Genomic DNA, 17951 nt, shown 5'->3' on the forward strand with positions numbered 1-17951 from the left:
GGGGAGAATGGGAGAGGGGGAGAATGGGAGAATGGGAGAGGGAGAGAATTGACCAATGACCAATGACCAATGACCAATGACCAATGACCAATGACCAATGACCAATGACCAATGACCAATGACCAATGACCAATGACTAATGACTAAATCCCAAAAAGAACTTGAATTCGTTTTCTGATTTTAATAAAAGGAGCTTGTTCTAGAGAATCACCATATAACAATCCCAAATCTCTCAAAGCTTGCTGGCGTTCCGACAATTTTTGAGCAATCTGATCTGCTAAATTCGGCTGTTCAATTAAAAGTTTTTGCAAGTCGTGGCGTTCTACCACAAACAAAATTGAATCTTCGCTAGTTTTAACAGTCGCCGTTCTCGGAGTTCCCAACAGCAAAGAAATTTCCCCAAAAAACTCGCCCTCGTGAAGCGTCGCAATATACTGATCTGTTTTTTGAGAAAGAACTTCTACAGCCCCGGAAAGAATAATATAAAAAGAATCGCCAGGGGCATTTTCTTTACAGACAATCTGTCCCGCTGGAAACATTTGTCGGTAGCCATATTCAATTAACTGTCGCAGTTCTAAATCCGTACACTGTTCAAAATAAGTAACTCGCCGCAACAAGTCTCGCAGAGTCCAATTATTAGGTGCTTTACCAGGGGTGATATGTTCAGAGATACTGGAATTAGATTTGAGTTCGGCTGAATTTTTAGTATTGTGCGGAACAACTTTTCCATTGGAATTATCGTCTTTGTTGTGGTGAAAAGCTTGAGTTAACTCGTGGGGATTTCGTAGCCATAAATCGTGCTGGGGAAAGGGAATTTCGATATGTCGGTGGCGCAATTCGTAATCTATTAAAAAATTGATTGCACTTATAATGGCATCGCTTTCCTGTGGCTGGTCAATCCAAACTAAAAGTTCAAAATTTAAAGCATTGTCTCCAAAACCGCTAAACCATACTTTAGGAGAAGGATGGGACAAGACATTCGATGCCATCCGCGCCGCCACTAATAGCGCTTCGGTAACTATTACTGGGTCAGTGCCGTAAGCCACGCCGACGGGGATGTGAAGGCGGCATTTTGGGTCTCTGTAACTCCAGTTAATAATGTTAGTTTCAACAAACCTGATGTTTGGGATAATTACAAATAGTCCATCAATTGTTTTAATGATTGTGGAGCGGATAGAAATATTTTCTACTGTTCCTAATAGGCGGTCAATTTCAATAAAGTCTCCGACTCTAATTTGCTGCTCGAATAGCAGGGTGATACCGCTAATAAAATTGCTGGCAAGATTTTGCAACCCGAAGCCGAAACCAATGCCCACTACGCCAGCTAAGACGGTGAGAGAAGTGAGGTTGATGCCGGCAGCTTGCAGAACGAAAATACAGCCGAGAGTTGCTAAAATATAGCTAATGATGGTGGCAATTGATTCTCGGCTGCCACGATCAAATCTCATCCGAACTAGGAGGCTGCGCTTGATTCCTTCGCTGACGATCCGAGCTACAATGAAGGCAAATATAGCTAAGATTATTATTTTGACGATCGCACTAACGGACAGATGAGTGTCGCCGATATAAAATAGCGGAGTGCCCATCGCAGCGGATAAATGTTGAAAAAAGCGATCGGCTCGTACAGTAATCCAATTCATGAAGATTTCGTCATTCGTAATTAGTTTTGCTCGCAACTGAACCGGAAACTGCTAGCTATTGCAGAGCTTAGGCGAAAAACTATAAATGGGGAGTTCCCTCTGTTGCAAAAAGTACGCGCAGCGCAGCTATCCCTCGCGGGGCCAATCGAAAATGGGATAACCCATCCGTTAGCAACGGATGAGGAGAAACTGTTTTGTAGCAGTAGCAGTATTTTCTGCATTTTCTGCCGGATATCTGTGTTGTGGCGCACAATAGGCCATGCTACTCTCGCGGCGACTGGTTGGCAATACCTCGAAAATTGGTATAAATTCAAGTAAAGCACCCTCAAGTAATCGAAAAATTCCCGTAAAAATTAGTTTATCCTTAAGAAGTCAGTTCTTTACAGAACTTAACAAGCTTATCCTAATTGACTTTTATGCAGTGCATCATCAATCGTCGAGCACAGTTTTCGGCGAGTCATCGTTACTGGCTACCGGAGTTGAGCGAAGCCGAGAACTTTGAGCGGTTTGGCCCAACAGCCCGCGCACCGGGACACGGACACAATTACGTTCTTTACGTTTCCATGATAGGAAAACTCGACGAGTACGGCATGGTGCTCAACCTGTCTGATGTGAAACACGTCATCAAGCGGGAAGTTACCAAGGATCTCGATTTTTCCTACCTTAACGAAGCGTGGCCGGAATTTGAGCAGACTCTGCCAACTACCGAAAACATAGCACGGCAAATTTGGTTGCGGCTAGCTCCTCATTTGCCTGTGAGCAAAATTCAATTGTTTGAACACCCGGAACTTTGGGCTGAATATTTAGGAAACGGAATGGAAGCTTATCTAACTCTGTCAACTCATTTTAGCGCCGCCCATCGGTTGGCTCGTCCCGATTTGAGCTTTGAAGAAAACTCGGAAATTTACGGCAAATGTGCTCGTCCTAACGGTCACGGTCACAACTATCATTTAGAAGTGACTGTGAAAGGAGAAATTGATCCGCGCACTGGCATGATTGCTGATTTGGGAGCTTTGCAAAAAGCTATTGACGATTATGTTGTGGAACCGTTCGATCATACTTTTTTAAATAAGGATATTGCTTATTTTGAGAAGGTTGTGCCGACGGCGGAAAATATTGCGGTTCGGATCGGGCAATTGTTGCGATCGCCCGTGAGGGAATTGGGCGCAGAGTTGCACAAGATTAAGCTGATTGAAAGTCCGAATAATAGCTGCGAAATTTTCGGTGCAGATTTAGATGCAGCGGATGTCGCGCGCCAACAACCGTCAGCGGTTTTAGCTGGGGTTTAGAGTTAAAAATCGGTTTTTTGGGGCGGTTTCACCCGGATTTGCGGCTAATTGTGCAGATTGGTGAAGCCGCCCCAACGATTAAATTGGACGATCGCATTTTTGGCAATTTACCGACAATTCGGGCGATCGCAGTTGGTTGGGGCGGGACAAGTTTATAGAACCCATTTGACATCTTTGAGTTTTTGGGTTGGGTGACGAGAAATATAGAGAGCAATTGGTTTCTGAGATTTACGCGGGCGAGAAACCGGGTTTCTACAAGTTTTTGGTTGGGTGACGAGAAATGTAGAAAGAAACCCGGTTTCTGAGATTTACGCAGAATAGATCTCAAATGGGTTCCATGGATATTTTGGTTGGGAAGTTAAAATTTTGGTGAAGGGGTGCATAAAAGGCTGTTGATGATTCCGAGGGCGATTTCAGCCGGATCGGATACCAGAATCAATTCTTTCACCGAAGTTGTACAGCTACCATTATTGGCACTTTTCCTGACAAGTCAAGCACAGCCCGTATTTTGGAGATAGTAGCATCATCGCCAGCATTCCTCATCTCAGTTATTGTAAATGCTGAGAATTTGAGGTCGATCGCTGACAAACAAGCACTAATTTCTCCTAGGTGAGTTGACGTTTATGCGAGTCTCAAATGTAGCTCTCTTGACTCTGGCCGCCCTCGCATCCCAGAATGTAACAGCTAATACCAGCGCCGCTCCTGCTGCACCTCCCACCTCTGGAGGGATACCGCAGGCCAGCAAATTTGTTGATGCCATAAATAATATCGCCTCCCGTCCGGCGGAGTCAATGAGCGCGCCGGAGACGATCGCCCACGAACAATTTTCCCCGCGAATTGCGGTAAAATCCCCTGCAGGTTTGCTAGTAGCCGCCGCCGGGCCGGAGTTATCTCCAGCAGTAAAAACCAAGGCGAATACTGCTGCTAAATCCGGCGATGAATTAACACAATCTTTACAAGAAACCTGGCTGGCTAAATTAATTGAAACCGGAGTTGAAAGCAATCCCCAAGTTCGCGACGCTTTCGATTTTCTCGCCCTGCGTAGTGACAGTAATGCTGAATCTGGATATGGTTTTAATAACACCATAGCTCTGCTGAATATTTTGCTAATTCTTGGTACTATCTTTCCACCGGCGACACTTGCCTTTTTTTGGATGTTCCGGCGGCTGGTAGTCAGACAGTTGGTTGCTGATGCCAATCAAAGATTGCAAGGAATCGGCGTGTTGGAATCAGAGCTAATCAATTCCAGTCAACTGACTCAAAAGTTGAGAGATGAATTAGAATCGCAACTGAGTGCAGCTAAACAATCCATTGATTTTTTAAGTAGAGAAACTGAACTTTCCAAATCTTCTGTCGAGCAAATTGAGACCCTCAAATCTCAATTTCTCATGCACCTGCAAGTTTTGCTAACAGAAGTTTACGATAAAAAATCTCAAATTGTTCAAGAAATCTCGCAAGTTCCCGCAGTTGTTGCCAAAGAAGCTGTCAAACTCGCTCCTCAACCGCAGTTAAACAATCCCCCAAATTCGGAAACAGCACCTGCTAGCGAAGCAAATATGATTGCTGATGATTACATCAAGCAAGGTGAAGGGCTTTATTTTCAAGGCAATTATGATGAGGCAGTAGTCTGCTTTGAAAAAGCTATTTTAATGAATAAGAATGTGGATGAGGCTTGGTATTGGCGCGGAAATGTGTTAATAAAATTGCAGCGCTATGAAGAAGCTCTCGCCTGTTACGACCAAGCAATATCGATGAAACCGGATTGTTGGGAAGCGTGGTATAATAAAGCGAATTTGCTGGCAAAATTGCAGAAGTACGAAGAGGCGATCGCCTGTTACGAGCGAGCAAGTGCCAGCGAGTCCCACAGATACGCCTGCTGGCACAGCATAGCAGCTTTGTTGGGTAAATTGCAGCATTACGAAGAAGCGATCGCCAGTTACGATCGCGCCCTCGCCATCAAAACAACCGACAGCGAAATCTGGCACAATCGAGGCGCGATGCTGGGCAAAATACAGCAAAACGCCGCAGCAGTTGATTCCTACGATCGCGCTCTTGCCCTCAATCCCAACAGATACGAAACTTGGTACAATCGAGGCAATGTGCTGTGGAGATTGCTCCGCTACATTGATGCTGTTGATTCTTACGATCGCGCTTTGGCCATCCGAGCCGACAAATACGAAGTTTGGTACAATAGAGGCGCAGTGCTCGGAAAAATGCAGCGCTATCAAGATGCGATCGCATCCTACGACAAAGCAATTGCGATTAAACCCCAGGATTTTGAAGCGTGGCACAACCGAGGTACAGTTTTCGAGAAACTCTCCCAATACTCCGAAGCAATTGCATCTTACTCCGAAGCAATTAAGCTTAATTCCGAGTGTTACGAAGCTTGGTTTGGTAAAGCCGAAGCCTTAGCAAAATTGCAGCGCCCAGAAGAAGCAGTTGCAGCTTACCAAAAGGCGATCGCGATTAAGCCTGAATCCTACGATGCTTGGCACCAAATGGGTACAGCTTTGTCAGAATTAAAGCGCTACGAGGAAGCAATGGCAGCTTACGATCGCGCGATCGCCATCAAGCCCGAAAATGCCGAAGCTTGGCGCGATCGAGGCGCAAGTGCCTCAGAATTCAAGCAGGATTGAGAAGGATTTGTTACGGGCAAAATAACAATTAAAACTAGCCACAATTCGATTAACTTTTCGGATATTTCTATCAATATTTAAAAGTATTGATATAGCCTTTCAAGCTCTCGTATAAGGCATAGGGCATCGGGCATCGGCCCGCGCAGGGCATCGGGCATCGGGCATCGGGCTATCCTCACTTTTGTGAGAACCGCTATACACCTAAATTCTACCAATTGAATAAATACTTGCCGATCGAGTTCAAGCCCCCTTAATAAGGGGTGGGTTCTATGTAGCAATTATTTTTCAAGATATTATTATACCGAATAATCTCTATATAAACGGTGGTAATATCTGATATCTTGTCGCGGACTAAAGTCCACACTACGAAACATTTTTGTTATGCTAATCGATCGCACTTGATCTTACATGATTTCCCCGGCTATTCCAAATGATATCAAATCCGGTAGCATCGGAATGATTCAGATATATATTCTCGGACTCTGTGTACTCTGTGTTCTAATAAGGTTAAATCACCTGACGATGCAAGCGGAAACGATATAAACCAGTTATTTCAAGTGATTTAGGATTGCTATAAATTTTAAAGAATCGTCCTGAAATCGGTTGAATCAATAGAAATATATAGGTTAGCTATTGGCACTCATAGCAATCCGCGATCGCCAGATTTTTTGCAGCAAACAAGTATTAATTTTGATCCTACTTTTTGGCAAACTTCGGGAACATTCATCGAACATTCTCCTTCTTCATTATTAACAGGACATCGCAGCGGAATACAGTTGCAAGAAATCGCAACCGCCTAAAATGTACGGAGAGATTACCGTATAGGGACAAACAGCAGACTAAATTTTGACATAAATGTCCGGTTTTTTTCTGCAAATCAGTTAATTTAACAACCGCAATCTGACCCTGAAGAATCTCTACAGGTGCTTCTACCAAAAGCAAAAAAAAAATTAACCTGTGGAGTTAAAAAAAATGGCAAATATAACAGGAACTCTCGGCCCCGATGTGATACCGGGCCTTTTACCAGACGGTCGCGTAATTAGCTTGGGAAACTTACTGAGCGACGATACCATCAGCGGCCTTGACGGCAATGATGCAATCAATGCACTAGACGGAAACGATCTACTTTTCGGCGGCCCCGGCAACGATTTTGTTAACGGCAATGAAGGTAACGACAGCGTTTTTGGTGGCAAAGACGACGACCAAGTTTACGGTGGTAAAGGCAACGACTTAGTTAGAGGCGACATCGGCAATGACAGCGTTTTTGGCAACGACGGCAACGACAGTATGTTCGGCGGCAAAGACAATGACACGATGTTCGGCGGGAAAGGCAACGACTTGATCCTAGGCGACCTCGGCGACGATGTACTTTACGGCGACCTCGGTTCTGATACCATGAGCGGCGGTGGTGGAAATGACATTTTTGCGATCGGGCGAGTCGGCGACGGCAGGCCCACAGCCACCACCGGCGGCCCCGGAGTCTCCGATGCCGACACGATTACCGACTTCCGAGTCGCCGGCAACGATGTCATCCAATTATTCGGCGGCCTGCAATTCAGCGATTTGCAGTTCATCGACGGCACCGGTTCCAACGGCATCAGCATCGGCAACACCCTGATTCGCGATACCGGCACCGGCGAGTATTTAGTCAACATCCAAGGTTTGACAGCAGCCCAACTGAGCGCCAACCCAGCTTGGTTCCAATCGGCTGGATTCCCGACACCAACCCCGACACCGACACCGACGCCGACTCCTGCACCGACACCGACGCCGGGAACGACTCCTGCAAGTGTCTTCAGCTTTAGCACAAATAATTACTCTACTCCCGAAGGCAGTGCCGCTACAGTCACAGTGATTCGCACGGGCAATACTTCCGCTCCTGGAAGCATTAGTTTTGGTACTGTTGACGGTTCAGCTTCTTCTCCTGCGGATTATAGCCCTACCACTGGTACGCTGAATTTTGCGGGTGGACAAACCAGCGCGACTTTCACTATCCCAACTGTGGCTGATGCCATTAGCGAAGGCGCAGAGACGGTGAATGTATTTCTGAACAACGGTAATGTAGGCAGTCTCAATCCAGCCACGGTGACGATTTTTGATGGTGGAACCGGCCCGGCTCCGACTCCGACTCCGATTACAACTCCAACGCCTGCGAGTATTTTCCAGTTCAGCCAGCAGAGTTACAGCGTCAACGAAGGCGGCCAGGCTACGATTACAGTTACTCGTACCGATGGCACTGGTGCAGCAACAATTAACTACGCCACTGTTGACGGTTCGGCAATTTCTAGCGGGACTGCACCTGATTACAGTGTGGCGGCTGGTTCGCTGAATTTTGCTCCGGGGCAAAATAGCGCTAGTTTCACGATTTCGGCTCTGAGCGACATGATGCTGGAATCGCCGGAAACGGTGAATTTGGTGCTCAGCGGCGGTAATGTGGGCAGCAATCCATCAATCTTGACGATTCTGGATGTGCCCCCTGTCCCGACTCCAACACCGACTCCGACTCCTTTTCCAACCCCGACTCCTTTTCCGACTCCGACTCCTGGAACCGCAACAGCAACCGAGTTTGTTTTTAGTGCGGCTACTTTCAGCACCAAGGAATCATCTGGCTTTGCTACGGTGACGGTGAATCGTGTCGGCCCTAGTACGGCTCCGGCAAGCATTAGCTACGGTACTCTTGACGGCACTGCATTATCTACTGGGAGTGCAGTTGATTACTCCTCTGCTTCTGGTGTACTAAACTTTGGCCCTGGGGAAACTTCCAAGACGTTCAACATCTTTGTTAATCCTGATAGTGTGCCTGAAATGACTGAGACTGTTAACCTATTTCTCAACAACGGCCCAGTCGGTACTCCCTCAACAGCAAGGCTAGATATTCTTGACGGCAGTGCAGGTGCGTCTGGCAATGTCTTCGAGTATAGTGCGTCTAATTACGGCCCTATCGGCACTCAGGGCGGTGGTACAACCGTTACAGTTACCCGTTCAAGTGGCTTAGGTGCAGCATCAGTTGACTATATTCTTCTTGCGGGTACTCCCGGCAGTGGGCCTGCACCTGTATTTGGTACGGACTATGCGCTTACTCCAGGCGGCCCAACTGGCGGCACCCTGTCCTTCACCGATGGCCAACTCAGTCAAACCTTTACGGTTCAAGACAACGCATTTACTACCAATGATGGAACTGTGCGTTTAGGTCTTGCGAACCCGACTGCTGGCTACAGTTTTGGTTCCACAGCAGCAACAAGCATCACCCTGATCTAAGGCTGTTAGTAGGGCGAGCAATTCTTGCTCTACTAATATGTTTCTTTGGTACAGTCAAACCCTTTGTGTTTAAGGTTTGTTTTGTAAATTTTTCCTCTTTTTTCCGCTCCGTTTGGGGCGGTTTTTTTTATGATAAATTTAGAGAAGCTGCAAATAAGGAGAATAGTTATGTCTGTTGAAATAAAAAGACGGCTATTTACAGTCCAAGAATATCACTTGATGAATGAGTGTGGTGTTTTTGGTGAAGATGAACGAGTCGAACTCATAGAAGGAGAAATTATCCAAATGGCAGCAATTGGTAGGCGTCACGCCGCCCGTGCCGATCGCCTTGCAGAGTTTTTTGGCGATCGGGTGCGAAAACTTGCTATTATCCGGGTGCAAAATCCGATTAGCCTTGGATCGGGATCTGAGCCTCAACCTGATATTGCTTTAGTACAACGTCGCGCTGATTTTTACGAAGAATCGCTGCCAAATAGCGAGGATATTTTGCTGTTGGTAGAGGTAGCAGATAGCACGGTTAATTACGATCGCGATGTGAAAGTACCTAATTATTCACGTTCTGGGATTCAGGAAGTTTGGTTGTGGGATTTAGAGGTTAATTGTTTAGAAGTTTACCGCAATCCGACGGCAAATGGCTATATTTCAGTGCAAAAGTTTGAGCGGGGAGAAACGGTTTCGCCCTTGGCTTTTCCCGACTTTGTAGTGAGTATTGATAGAATACTCGGTTAGGGGGATGAGCTAATATTAGTTGGAAGATGACTGGTAACAAAACTCAGCTTGAATTGACTGCGAAAAAAGGAGGAAATTTATGTCTGTTCAGATCCAAAGACGGCTATTTACAGTCCAAGAATACCACCTGATGAATGAGGCTGGTGTTTTTGGTGAAGATGACCGAGTAGAACTCATAGAAGGAGAAATTATCCAAATGGCAGCAATTGGTACTCGTCACGCAAGTTCGGTTAAGCGTCTCACCAGGCGCTTCAGCCTCATTCCAGAAGATCGGGTGACTCTGGGTGTTCAAGATCCAATTCAGTTGACAGAAAAAACCGAACCTCAGCCAGATGTGGTATTGCTGCAACCTCGTGCTGATTACTACGAAACAGCGCATCCAATGCCATCGGAAGTATTGCTGTTAGTTGAGGTTTCCGATAGTACAGTTGATTACGATCGCGATGTGAAAGTACCTAATTATTCACGTTCTGGGATTCAGGAAGTTTGGTTGTGGGATTTAGAGGTTAATTGTTTAGAAGTTTACCGCAATCCGACGGCAAATGGCTATATTTCAGTGCAAAAGTTTGAGCGGGGAGAAACGGTTTCGCCCTTGGGTTTTCCCGACTTTGTAGTGAGTATTGATGGGATTTTGGGTTAGGGTAATTTTTTGAGATTTAAACTTAGACATTTTTTATATTCCGAATTTCCCATCCCCAATTTGCAAAAACTTAAACTCGATATACAATAAATTTAACTCCTCAAATCAGCGCAAGTTTTATGACTGTTGCTAAACCATTTGAATTGGAAGTCACGCATCTCCCAGACCACACTGAATTGCCAGATTCTGACGGTACTTTTGTGAAGAATTTTCAAGAACTGCCTCAAAGCATTATTCTCACTGATTCGCTGCGACCAATATTGCAACAGCTTCACCCTGACGGACGCTACCGCATCGGTCAAGATTGCGGGATTTATTGGCGTTTGACTGATCCTCCCGAACGAGGTGCCGAAGCGCCAGATTGGTTTTATGTGCCGAATGTACCGCCGCTGTTAAATGGTGAGGTGAGGCGTTCTTATGTATTGTGGAAAGAATACGTTGCACCTTTAATTGTACTGGAATTTGTGTCGGGAAACGGTTCGGAAGAACGAGATAGAACGCCACCGCCCGATCCCGGTCAATCACAACAACAAAAAGTTGGCAAATTTTGGGTTTACGAACAGGCGATCCGCGTACCTTTTTACGGGATTTATGAAGTTAAAAAAGCGTCGGTAGAAATGTATCATTTAGAAGACAACTGCTATCAGCGCATGAGTGCAAACGATCGCGGTCGCTATCGGATTCCACAACTGGGAGTTGAACTGGGAATTTGGCAAGGGGAATATGATGAGATGAATTTGCCTTGGTTGCGCTGGTGGGATAGTGAAGGAAATTTGCTGTTAATAGGTGAGGAACGTGCGAAACAAGAAAGCCTCCGCGCCCAACAAGAAAGCCTCCGCGCCCAACAAGAAAGCCTTCGCGCCCAACAAGAAAGCCTCCGCGCCCAACAAGAAAGCCTTCGCGCGGAGGAAGAAAAACAACGCGCCGATCGCCTTGCAGAAAAATTGCGCCAAATGGGGATTAATCCTGATGAGGTTTGAGTGTTTTTAGGTTGTTAAATTGGGTGGGATCGCGCTTTTTTCACAGCAGGAATATCAGAAGTCGGGAAAGGGCGATCGCAAACCTCATCTATCTCTCAATATTAAGATTTCCTTAGTTGCTGCCGTCGCGCCCAGAAATCGGTGATACAATCAACAGCTTAGCTAGGGGTGCCCGAAAGTCCGGGCTGAGAAAACACCCTTAGAACCTGAGTCTGGGTAATACCAGCGGAGGGAAGCTGTTTATCAAGGAAATAAGAATATGCGTACCGAATGGATCGCGAAGCGTCAGGGACACAGCAATGTATCTCAAATGCACTACGCCCGTCAAGGTGTGATCACTGAGGAAATGGATTATGTTGCTAAGCGAGAAAATCTCCCAGCAGAACTGATCCGCGCCGAAGTAGCGCGGGGACGGATGATTATTCCGGCTAACATCAATCACCCGAATTTGGAGCCAATGGCGATCGGCATTGCCTCTAAATGCAAAGTCAATGCTAATATCGGCGCATCTCCCAACTCTTCCAACATGGAAGAAGAAGTTGACAAGCTTAAACTAGCAGTTAAATACGGCGCTGATACCGTGATGGATTTGTCCACCGGCGGCGGTAATTTGGATGAAATTCGCACTACAATCATCAATGCTTCGCCGGTACCAATCGGTACTGTACCAATTTACCAAGCTCTAGAAAGCGTGCACGGTAATATGGAAAGTCTGACGGCGAATGACTTCCTGCACATCATTGACAAACATGCTCAACAAGGTGTTGATTACCAAACTATTCACGCCGGAATTCTGATCGAACATTTGCCTTTAGTCAGAAATCGGATTACTGGGATTGTCTCTCGCGGCGGTGGCATTTTGGCACGGTGGATGCTGCACCACCACAAACAAAATCCTCTCTACACTCACTTTAACGACATCATTGAAATCTTCAAAAAATACGATGTTTCGTTTAGTTTGGGAGATTCTCTGCGCCCCGGTTGCACTCACGATGCGTCGGATGAAGCTCAATTAGCCGAACTCAAAACTTTGGGGCAATTAACTCGCAAAGCTTGGGAACATGACGTGCAGGTAATGGTGGAAGGCCCTGGCCACGTTCCTATGGATCAAATTGAGTTTAATGTCAAGAAACAAATGGAGGAATGCTCGGAAGCACCTTTCTATGTTTTGGGGCCGTTGGTGACAGATATTGCGCCAGGTTACGACCACATTACTTCGGCAATTGGGGCGGCGATGGCTGGTTGGTACGGTACTGCTATGCTGTGCTACGTGACACCGAAGGAACACTTGGGATTGCCGAATGCTGAGGATGTCAGAAACGGGCTGATTGCTTACAAAATTGCGGCTCACGCTGCAGATATTGCACGGGGCCGTCCGGGTGCGCGCGATCGCGACGACGAACTCTCGAAAGCGCGTTACAATTTCGATTGGAACCGTCAATTTGAGCTGTCATTAGATCCAGAACGAGCAAAGGAATATCACGACGAAACTTTGCCGGCGGATATCTACAAAACTGCCGAATTCTGTTCGATGTGCGGGCCTAAATTCTGTCCGATGCAGACGAAAGTTGATGCTGATGCTTTGACTGAATTGGAGAAGTTTCTTGCTAAGGAACCTGTAGCGCTAAGCTAATTGGATTAATTCGTAGGGTGGGCAATGCCCACCTTACTTAATCGTAAAGCTGTTGCAAATTTATATTTTTGCTAACTTATTACTTTTAGGTTCATCGTCAGTTATGTTTAATGAAAACAAACCAAAAATTGCTGGTAATTTTCCGATTATTGCTTCGTTAGCCGAATATTTTGAGCGAAATTTAGTTGTTATAGATGTTGGCTGTAGATGGGGATTTGCTGATGTTTGGTCTCTTTTTGGTTCTCATGTCACCTTAATAGGATTTGATCCAGATCCTGCCGAATGTGAGCGATTGAAGAGTACCTATCAAGGCTCTTCTGATGTGAATTTTGTTGCTAAGGCATTGGGAGAATCCGAGGGGAAACTGCCACTTTTTCTCACCGCTGAACCAGCTTGTAGTTCTTTATACAAACCTGACTCATCACTTACAAGCTCTATGCCTCATCTAGCTTGTGCAAAATTGGTTGGCGAAACAGAGGTTGATTTAACGACATTGGATACCTGGGCTTCGTCTACTGGTGTCAATGAAGTGGACTTCCTTAAACTTGATACTCAAGGATCGGAATTGGGAGTTTTAGAGGGGGCTGAAAATTGCTTACAGTCCATACGCGCTTTACAAATTGAAGTAGAATTTAACCCTATTTATTTGGGTCAGCCTCTTTTCAGTGATATCGACTCTTTTCTGCGTAAGCGAGGCTTCGTTCTGTGGCGACTAACAAATCTTTGTCACTATAGCAGTTTACCAGAAGCCTCAGCATTCAAACATAAAGACGTACAAATTTTCGACGGGCGCATCGTTCCCATTTCAGCACAGGGAGGGCAACTTTTTTGGGGAGAGGCTTACTATGTCCGAAAAGAAATAGCTTATTCAGAAGAAACCAGTGATTGGCAAGCTTGCCTCCGCGATGGCGCTATAATTAGCACTTTGGGATTTCGTGACCTTGCCGGAGCTAGACTGCAACAAGCACTACACCATGCACCCTCAAATATTGTTCCTGCAATCAACCGAGTATTAACAAAATATTACTCACCATTGGTATAATGTGTAGTTAGTATGCTGGGCAAGGCCCGCCTTACTTAAGGTTATATTAAAAGGAGTTTCCGAAAATGAGAATTGCGATGTTCCGTTGCAGGTACTTTTTTGTTACCAAGGAATCCAGAATTTTAGCGAGATTGGGATGAGCAAAAAAAGTAACTATTTGCTCTTTAGTTAATAGCTTGCCATCTGGGTCATGACCAAATTTTTTATTTCGCCTTTTCCATATAAAACTCTTCATCAACTCAATTCTGTCTAAACTGCACTCGCCTCGCAAACCCAGTTCCCAATAATGAATCGAATTGCCACCGCAATAGTCAATTAGTCGCCTACCTGTACTGGTAAACTAACTGAACGTCGGGATTGATTTCGCTGCTTAAGAGGCATTCCGTTTCCAGATTCAAGGAACGAGCGGCGGATTCAAACGCTAATCTCATGCCGCCTATTCCTGAGAATAAGTCAATAAAACGGACTTTTTTCATGGCCATTAAGCCGGCTGTAAAAACTCAGCTTTGACTGAGTTGGAGAAGTTTCTTGCTAAGGAACCTGTAGCGCTAAGCTAATTTCGATCGGGTGGGCGGATTGTTTCGCCCGCCCTTGGCCATTCAAAAGCAGCGATGTAAGGGAGGTAGAGCCTCCGAATCTGCATTACCAAGCTCTTCCTGCTAACGAGGAGAGAGGAGACAATTTAAAGATTGATAAGCTGAGCTTGGTCTGGTAGCAACGGATTATCGTAAGTAATAGTATAAATTTATACTTATAAAGCTTTTTTTTTAAGTATAACCAAAAAAGCTGAAATCAAAGATGGGCTTTTTGAAAGTAGAGAAATCCGAAGTATTTCCGCACAGAAAATACGGGTTATACGGACTTATGATGTGCTATTTAAGTCTTCGAGAACGATCGCCCCAATCATCCCCCCAACCATCGATAGCTCGGAAAAACACCGTGCTGCAGTCAATGATTTTGGCACTCTTATATTGTGCGCCACGCCAGGATTTTGTTTCGCTGTTTGATTTTTCCGTGTCGCCCGGTTCCCACTATCGACTAGATACCAATTGCACCCGGCCGGCATCCATTTCATCCATTAATAACTCTAAAGCCTCATAATCAATATCCGAGATGTACCCCAAACGGGTGAGCTCGTAGTTGATTTCGTTTTCAATGTCAGGCGTCAACTGCTTAATGTAGAGGGCTTTTTCTACCAGATGACGAATAGCATAAGTTGCTTGCATATTAGCTCTGAGAACTCCATACACTCTAATCTTACTATTAACAGTCGATCGCGCGCGCGATCTAAATCACCACTAATAAGTGATTTAAATTACATTGATTGGTTTAACTTAACAGCTAGCACAAAGTCGATCGCCATTTTTAGAGTTGCCAAGACTTGCGATTGCTAGCATCAATAAAAAACAGTATAGCAGCTTACGTTTCCTCTCCCAATCCTGCGTAATTTTGCATAAATAAGAGTAAATAAATAAAAATTAAGTAAAATTAGTGAAAACAGCTTGTCGGTTTCCCTCAGAGCAAGTTAGGCTCAAGGTATAAAATAGATTTAGACTGACAACCAGATAACACCATAGTAGACAATACACAGAAACCATAGGTTGAAAATATGCAAACACTTCTTGCTCCGAAACCAATTACAGTGATTCAACCCTTATACCACCTGAATGCAGCTACCTCCGTAGAATTCGGACAGCAAGTAACAACAGCAATTGAGACTGAGGGAATTGTGGCGGTACTCGTAGATTTGGGCGCAGTAACATTTATTGATAGTGCTGGTTTGATAGCATTGGTTTCCGGCTTAAAGCAGGCAAAAAAAATGGGGCGTAGGTTTAGTATTTGCTCAGTTTGCACCCAGATTAGGATGGTTCTGGAACTCAGTCAACTCGATCGAGTTTTTGAGATATTTGAAAGCGTCGAAAGTTTTGAAGCGGCCAACTCCCGCGCCCCCAATCACTGGTAGAATCCGGCTAGAGGTCAAAAGCAGCAACAAAACACAACAAATTGAGTGAAATGCCCGAAAATACAGCAGACTGTCGCTGGCGTGTTGGGCGATTTTAAGGTAGGCTGCTTAGGAGTCGCAAATATAATAGCGAGTCGAGCCGTGCCAGTAAAAATCGAAGAATTACTTACAGCAGAAATCAATCAGCCTGCTCGTTATCTGGGTAACGAGTTGGGGGCGGCGCGCCAGCCTTGGGATGCAGCTCGCGTGCGCTGGGTGCTAACTTATCCAGAAGTGTATGAAGTTGGTGCTTCCAATCTGGGACACATCATCCTTTACAATATTTTGAACGCTTTGCCGAGGCAGTTGTGCGATCGCGCTTATTTGCCCGCACCAGACTTGGCAGCAAAACTGCGATCCTCTCCGAGGGCTGCGCTAACGACCAAAACTCCCTTGTTTGCAGTAGAATCAAGGCGATCGCTCACAGAATTTGATATTCTAGGCTTCAGCCTCAGCTACGAACTCGGAGCCACAAACATTCTGGAAATGCTGGAACTTGCCGGCATTCCCCTAACTTGGAAAGAAAGAGCGACAAATCCTCAAAATGGTGGCGATTGGCCGCTGATTTTTGCTGGCGGACAAACCGCAACATCCAATCCCGAACCCTACGCTGACTTTTTTGACTTCATCGCCTTGGGAGATGGAGAAGAATTGCTTCCAGAAATCAGCTTGGTTTTGGCAGAAGGTAAAACTAATAATTTGAGCCGAGAAGCGCTGTTGCTGGATTTAGCGCAAATTCCCGGCGTTTATGTCCCGCAATTCTACGATATGGCGGCAGACGGTTCGGTTCATCCCAACCGCCCGCAAGTTCCCCATCGAATTTTGCGCCGAGTCGCGACTCCGATACCAGCTTATTCGATCGGCCTAGTGCCCTACGTGCAGACAGTACACGACAGACTGACAGTCGAAATCCGCCGGGGATGCACCCGCGGCTGTCGCTTCTGTCAGCCGGGAATGCTGACTCGCCCCGCGCGCGATGTCGAACCGCAGCAAGTCGTAGAGGCGATCGAACAAGGGATGAAAGCCACCGGGCACAGCGAATTTTCCCTGCTTTCCCTCAGTTGTTCCGACTATCTGGCACTCCCAGCAGTCGGGATGGAAATCAAAAATCGCCTGAAAGATAAAAATATTTCTCTGTCTCTTCCCAGCCAGCGGGTTGACAGATTTGACGATAATATTGCCGACATTCTCGGCGGCACGCGACAAGGCGGTTTGACTTTTGCCCCGGAAGCTGGTACGCAGCGGATGCGCGACATCATTAACAAAGGCTTGACAAACGAAGAATTGCTCCGGGGCGTGAAAACTGCGGTCGATCGCGGTTGGGACAAAATCAAGCTGTATTTTATGATCGGTTTGCCCGGAGAAACAGATTTTGATGTGCTGGGAATCGCCGAAACAGTCCGCTGGCTGCAAAGGGAATGCAGGCTGAATGGCCGGCGGCCACTGAATTTTAATTTGACAATTTCTAATTTTACGCCTAAGCCTCACACTCCTTTTCAGTGGCACTCGGTTTCGACTGCTGAGTTTTCTCGCAAGCAAAAACTCCTGAAGGGAGAATTTAAAGCGATGAGAAATCTTAAGGTGAATTATACTGATGTGCGGCTTTCGGCAATGGAGGATTTTGTCGGACGGGGCGATCGGCGTTTGGGCCCTGTAGTCCGCCGCGCTTGGGAACTTGGCGCTGGTATGGATGCTTGGTGGGAAAGTTTGGATAAAGCTTACCAAGCTTGGACTCAGGCGATAGATGAATCTGACCTTACTTGGAAATACCGCCAAGTTGAAAGCGGCGAATGGAATCTTTTTGAGGAGAAGGAAGAGGAGAAGGAAGAAGGAAGTTCGGCAACGAGCAATGTACGGGATGTAACGGATGTAACGGATGTAACAGATGTAAGTCCGTCGGAAGAAGGAAGAGGGGAGAAGGAAGAAGGAAGTACGTCCGCTTCTTTTGTAGCGGATGTAACGGATGTAACGGATGTAAGTTCGTCGGAAGAAGGAAGAAGGAAGAAGGAAGAAGGAAGTACGTCCGCTTCTTTTGTAGCGGATTTAACGGATGCTACCGGGAGAAGGGAAAAGTCCGAGGGTATATTTTCCCAGTCTCCCCC

The 17951-nt window shown here is 46.0% G+C and carries 14 protein-coding genes and 1 riboswitch; of the genes, 11 read left to right on the forward strand and 3 right to left on the reverse strand.

Annotation, left to right across the window (positions count from 1 at the left end):
• Positions 1-143: 143 nt before the first annotated feature.
• Positions 144-1640 carry a cyclic nucleotide-binding domain-containing protein gene (locus AACV78_RS06685; protein WP_194011976.1) on the reverse strand — a complete coding sequence of 499 codons (1497 nt, stop codon included), beginning with the start codon at positions 1638-1640 and terminating at the stop codon, positions 144-146.
• Between the two features lie 416 nt (positions 1641-2056).
• Between AACV78_RS06685 and AACV78_RS06690 the strand changes: the two genes are divergently transcribed.
• From AACV78_RS06690 to AACV78_RS06730, 9 genes are all read left to right on the forward strand, one after another.
• Positions 2057-2929 carry a 6-carboxytetrahydropterin synthase gene (locus tag AACV78_RS06690; protein ID WP_194011975.1) on the forward strand — a complete coding sequence of 291 codons (873 nt, stop codon included), beginning with the start codon at positions 2057-2059 and terminating at the stop codon, positions 2927-2929.
• A gap of 17 nt (positions 2930-2946) precedes the next feature.
• Complete coding sequence (locus AACV78_RS06695; protein ID WP_194011974.1) at positions 2947-3087, forward strand: hypothetical protein; 141 nt, start codon at positions 2947-2949, stop codon at positions 3085-3087.
• 465 nt (positions 3088-3552) lie between these two features.
• Entirely contained in the window at positions 3553-5565 is a 2013-nt protein-coding gene (locus AACV78_RS06700) for a tetratricopeptide repeat protein (RefSeq protein WP_194011973.1), read from the forward strand.
• 972 nt (positions 5566-6537) lie between these two features.
• On the forward strand, positions 6538-8823 hold the full coding sequence (locus AACV78_RS06705) for a Calx-beta domain-containing protein (RefSeq protein WP_194011972.1): 2286 nt from the start codon (positions 6538-6540) through the stop codon (positions 8821-8823).
• Between the two features lie 168 nt (positions 8824-8991).
• The gene (locus AACV78_RS06710; RefSeq protein WP_194011971.1) at positions 8992-9552 is read left to right on the forward strand and encodes a Uma2 family endonuclease; all 561 of its coding nucleotides are present in this window, start codon (positions 8992-8994) and stop codon (positions 9550-9552) included.
• Positions 9553-9631: 79 nt separating this feature from the next.
• Positions 9632-10192, forward strand: a complete 561-nt coding sequence (locus AACV78_RS06715; protein WP_194011970.1) for a Uma2 family endonuclease — start codon at positions 9632-9634, stop codon at positions 10190-10192.
• Between the two features lie 119 nt (positions 10193-10311).
• Complete coding sequence (locus AACV78_RS06720) at positions 10312-11172, forward strand: Uma2 family endonuclease (protein ID WP_194011969.1); 861 nt, start codon at positions 10312-10314, stop codon at positions 11170-11172.
• Positions 11173-11326: 154 nt separating this feature from the next.
• A riboswitch (TPP riboswitch) is annotated at positions 11327-11423 on the forward strand.
• A gap of 8 nt (positions 11424-11431) precedes the next feature.
• Positions 11432-12805, forward strand: a complete 1374-nt coding sequence (thiC, locus tag AACV78_RS06725; protein ID WP_194011968.1) for a phosphomethylpyrimidine synthase ThiC — start codon at positions 11432-11434, stop codon at positions 12803-12805.
• Between the two features lie 52 nt (positions 12806-12857).
• Positions 12858-13847 carry an FkbM family methyltransferase gene (locus tag AACV78_RS06730; RefSeq protein WP_194011967.1) on the forward strand — a complete coding sequence of 330 codons (990 nt, stop codon included), beginning with the start codon at positions 12858-12860 and terminating at the stop codon, positions 13845-13847.
• Between the two features lie 323 nt (positions 13848-14170).
• Here the strand turns inward: AACV78_RS06730 and AACV78_RS06735 are convergent, their stop codons facing one another.
• On the reverse strand, positions 14171-14323 hold the full coding sequence (locus AACV78_RS06735) for a DNA cytosine methyltransferase (protein ID WP_194011966.1): 153 nt from the start codon (positions 14321-14323) through the stop codon (positions 14171-14173).
• A 555-nt stretch (positions 14324-14878) separates the two neighbouring features.
• Positions 14879-15073 (reverse strand): hypothetical protein, encoded by a 195-nt coding sequence (locus AACV78_RS06740; RefSeq protein WP_193975465.1) that lies wholly within the window; start codon positions 15071-15073, stop codon positions 14879-14881.
• A gap of 383 nt (positions 15074-15456) precedes the next feature.
• On the opposite strand from AACV78_RS06740, the gene AACV78_RS06745 reads away from it, so the two are divergent.
• Both AACV78_RS06745 and AACV78_RS06750 read left to right on the forward strand, forming a co-directional pair.
• Positions 15457-15810: an STAS domain-containing protein gene (locus AACV78_RS06745; protein WP_194011965.1), complete on the forward strand. Its 354-nt coding sequence runs from the start codon at positions 15457-15459 to the stop codon at positions 15808-15810.
• Between the two features lie 141 nt (positions 15811-15951).
• Positions 15952-17951: TIGR03960 family B12-binding radical SAM protein (locus AACV78_RS06750; protein WP_339383504.1), on the forward strand; the 2000-nt coding region annotated here is incomplete at its 3' end.

The sequence above is a fragment of the Tychonema sp. LEGE 07196 genome (assembly GCF_963890365.1).
Taxonomy (GTDB): Bacteria; Cyanobacteriota; Cyanobacteriia; order Cyanobacteriales; family Microcoleaceae; genus Microcoleus.

Excerpts from the sequence above, each read along its gene's own strand:
- thiC (WP_194011968.1), top strand. The coding sequence starts at position 11,432 with ATGCGTACCGAATGGATCGCGAAGCGTCAGGGACACAGCAATGTATCT.
- AACV78_RS06690 (WP_194011975.1), top strand. The coding sequence starts at position 2,057 with ATGCAGTGCATCATCAATCGTCGAGCACAGTTTTCGGCGAGTCATCGT.
- AACV78_RS06735 (WP_194011966.1), bottom strand. The coding sequence starts at position 14,323 with ATGAAAAAAGTCCGTTTTATTGACTTATTCTCAGGAATAGGCGGCATG.
- AACV78_RS06705 (WP_194011972.1), top strand. The coding sequence starts at position 6,538 with ATGGCAAATATAACAGGAACTCTCGGCCCCGATGTGATACCGGGCCTT.
- AACV78_RS06700 (WP_194011973.1), top strand. The coding sequence starts at position 3,553 with ATGCGAGTCTCAAATGTAGCTCTCTTGACTCTGGCCGCCCTCGCATCC.
- AACV78_RS06745 (WP_194011965.1), top strand. The coding sequence starts at position 15,457 with ATGCAAACACTTCTTGCTCCGAAACCAATTACAGTGATTCAACCCTTA.
- AACV78_RS06720 (WP_194011969.1), top strand. The coding sequence starts at position 10,312 with ATGACTGTTGCTAAACCATTTGAATTGGAAGTCACGCATCTCCCAGAC.
- AACV78_RS06740 (WP_193975465.1), bottom strand. The coding sequence starts at position 15,073 with ATGCAAGCAACTTATGCTATTCGTCATCTGGTAGAAAAAGCCCTCTAC.
- AACV78_RS06710 (WP_194011971.1), top strand. The coding sequence starts at position 8,992 with ATGTCTGTTGAAATAAAAAGACGGCTATTTACAGTCCAAGAATATCAC.
- AACV78_RS06715 (WP_194011970.1), top strand. The coding sequence starts at position 9,632 with ATGTCTGTTCAGATCCAAAGACGGCTATTTACAGTCCAAGAATACCAC.
- AACV78_RS06685 (WP_194011976.1), bottom strand. The coding sequence starts at position 1,640 with ATGAATTGGATTACTGTACGAGCCGATCGCTTTTTTCAACATTTATCC.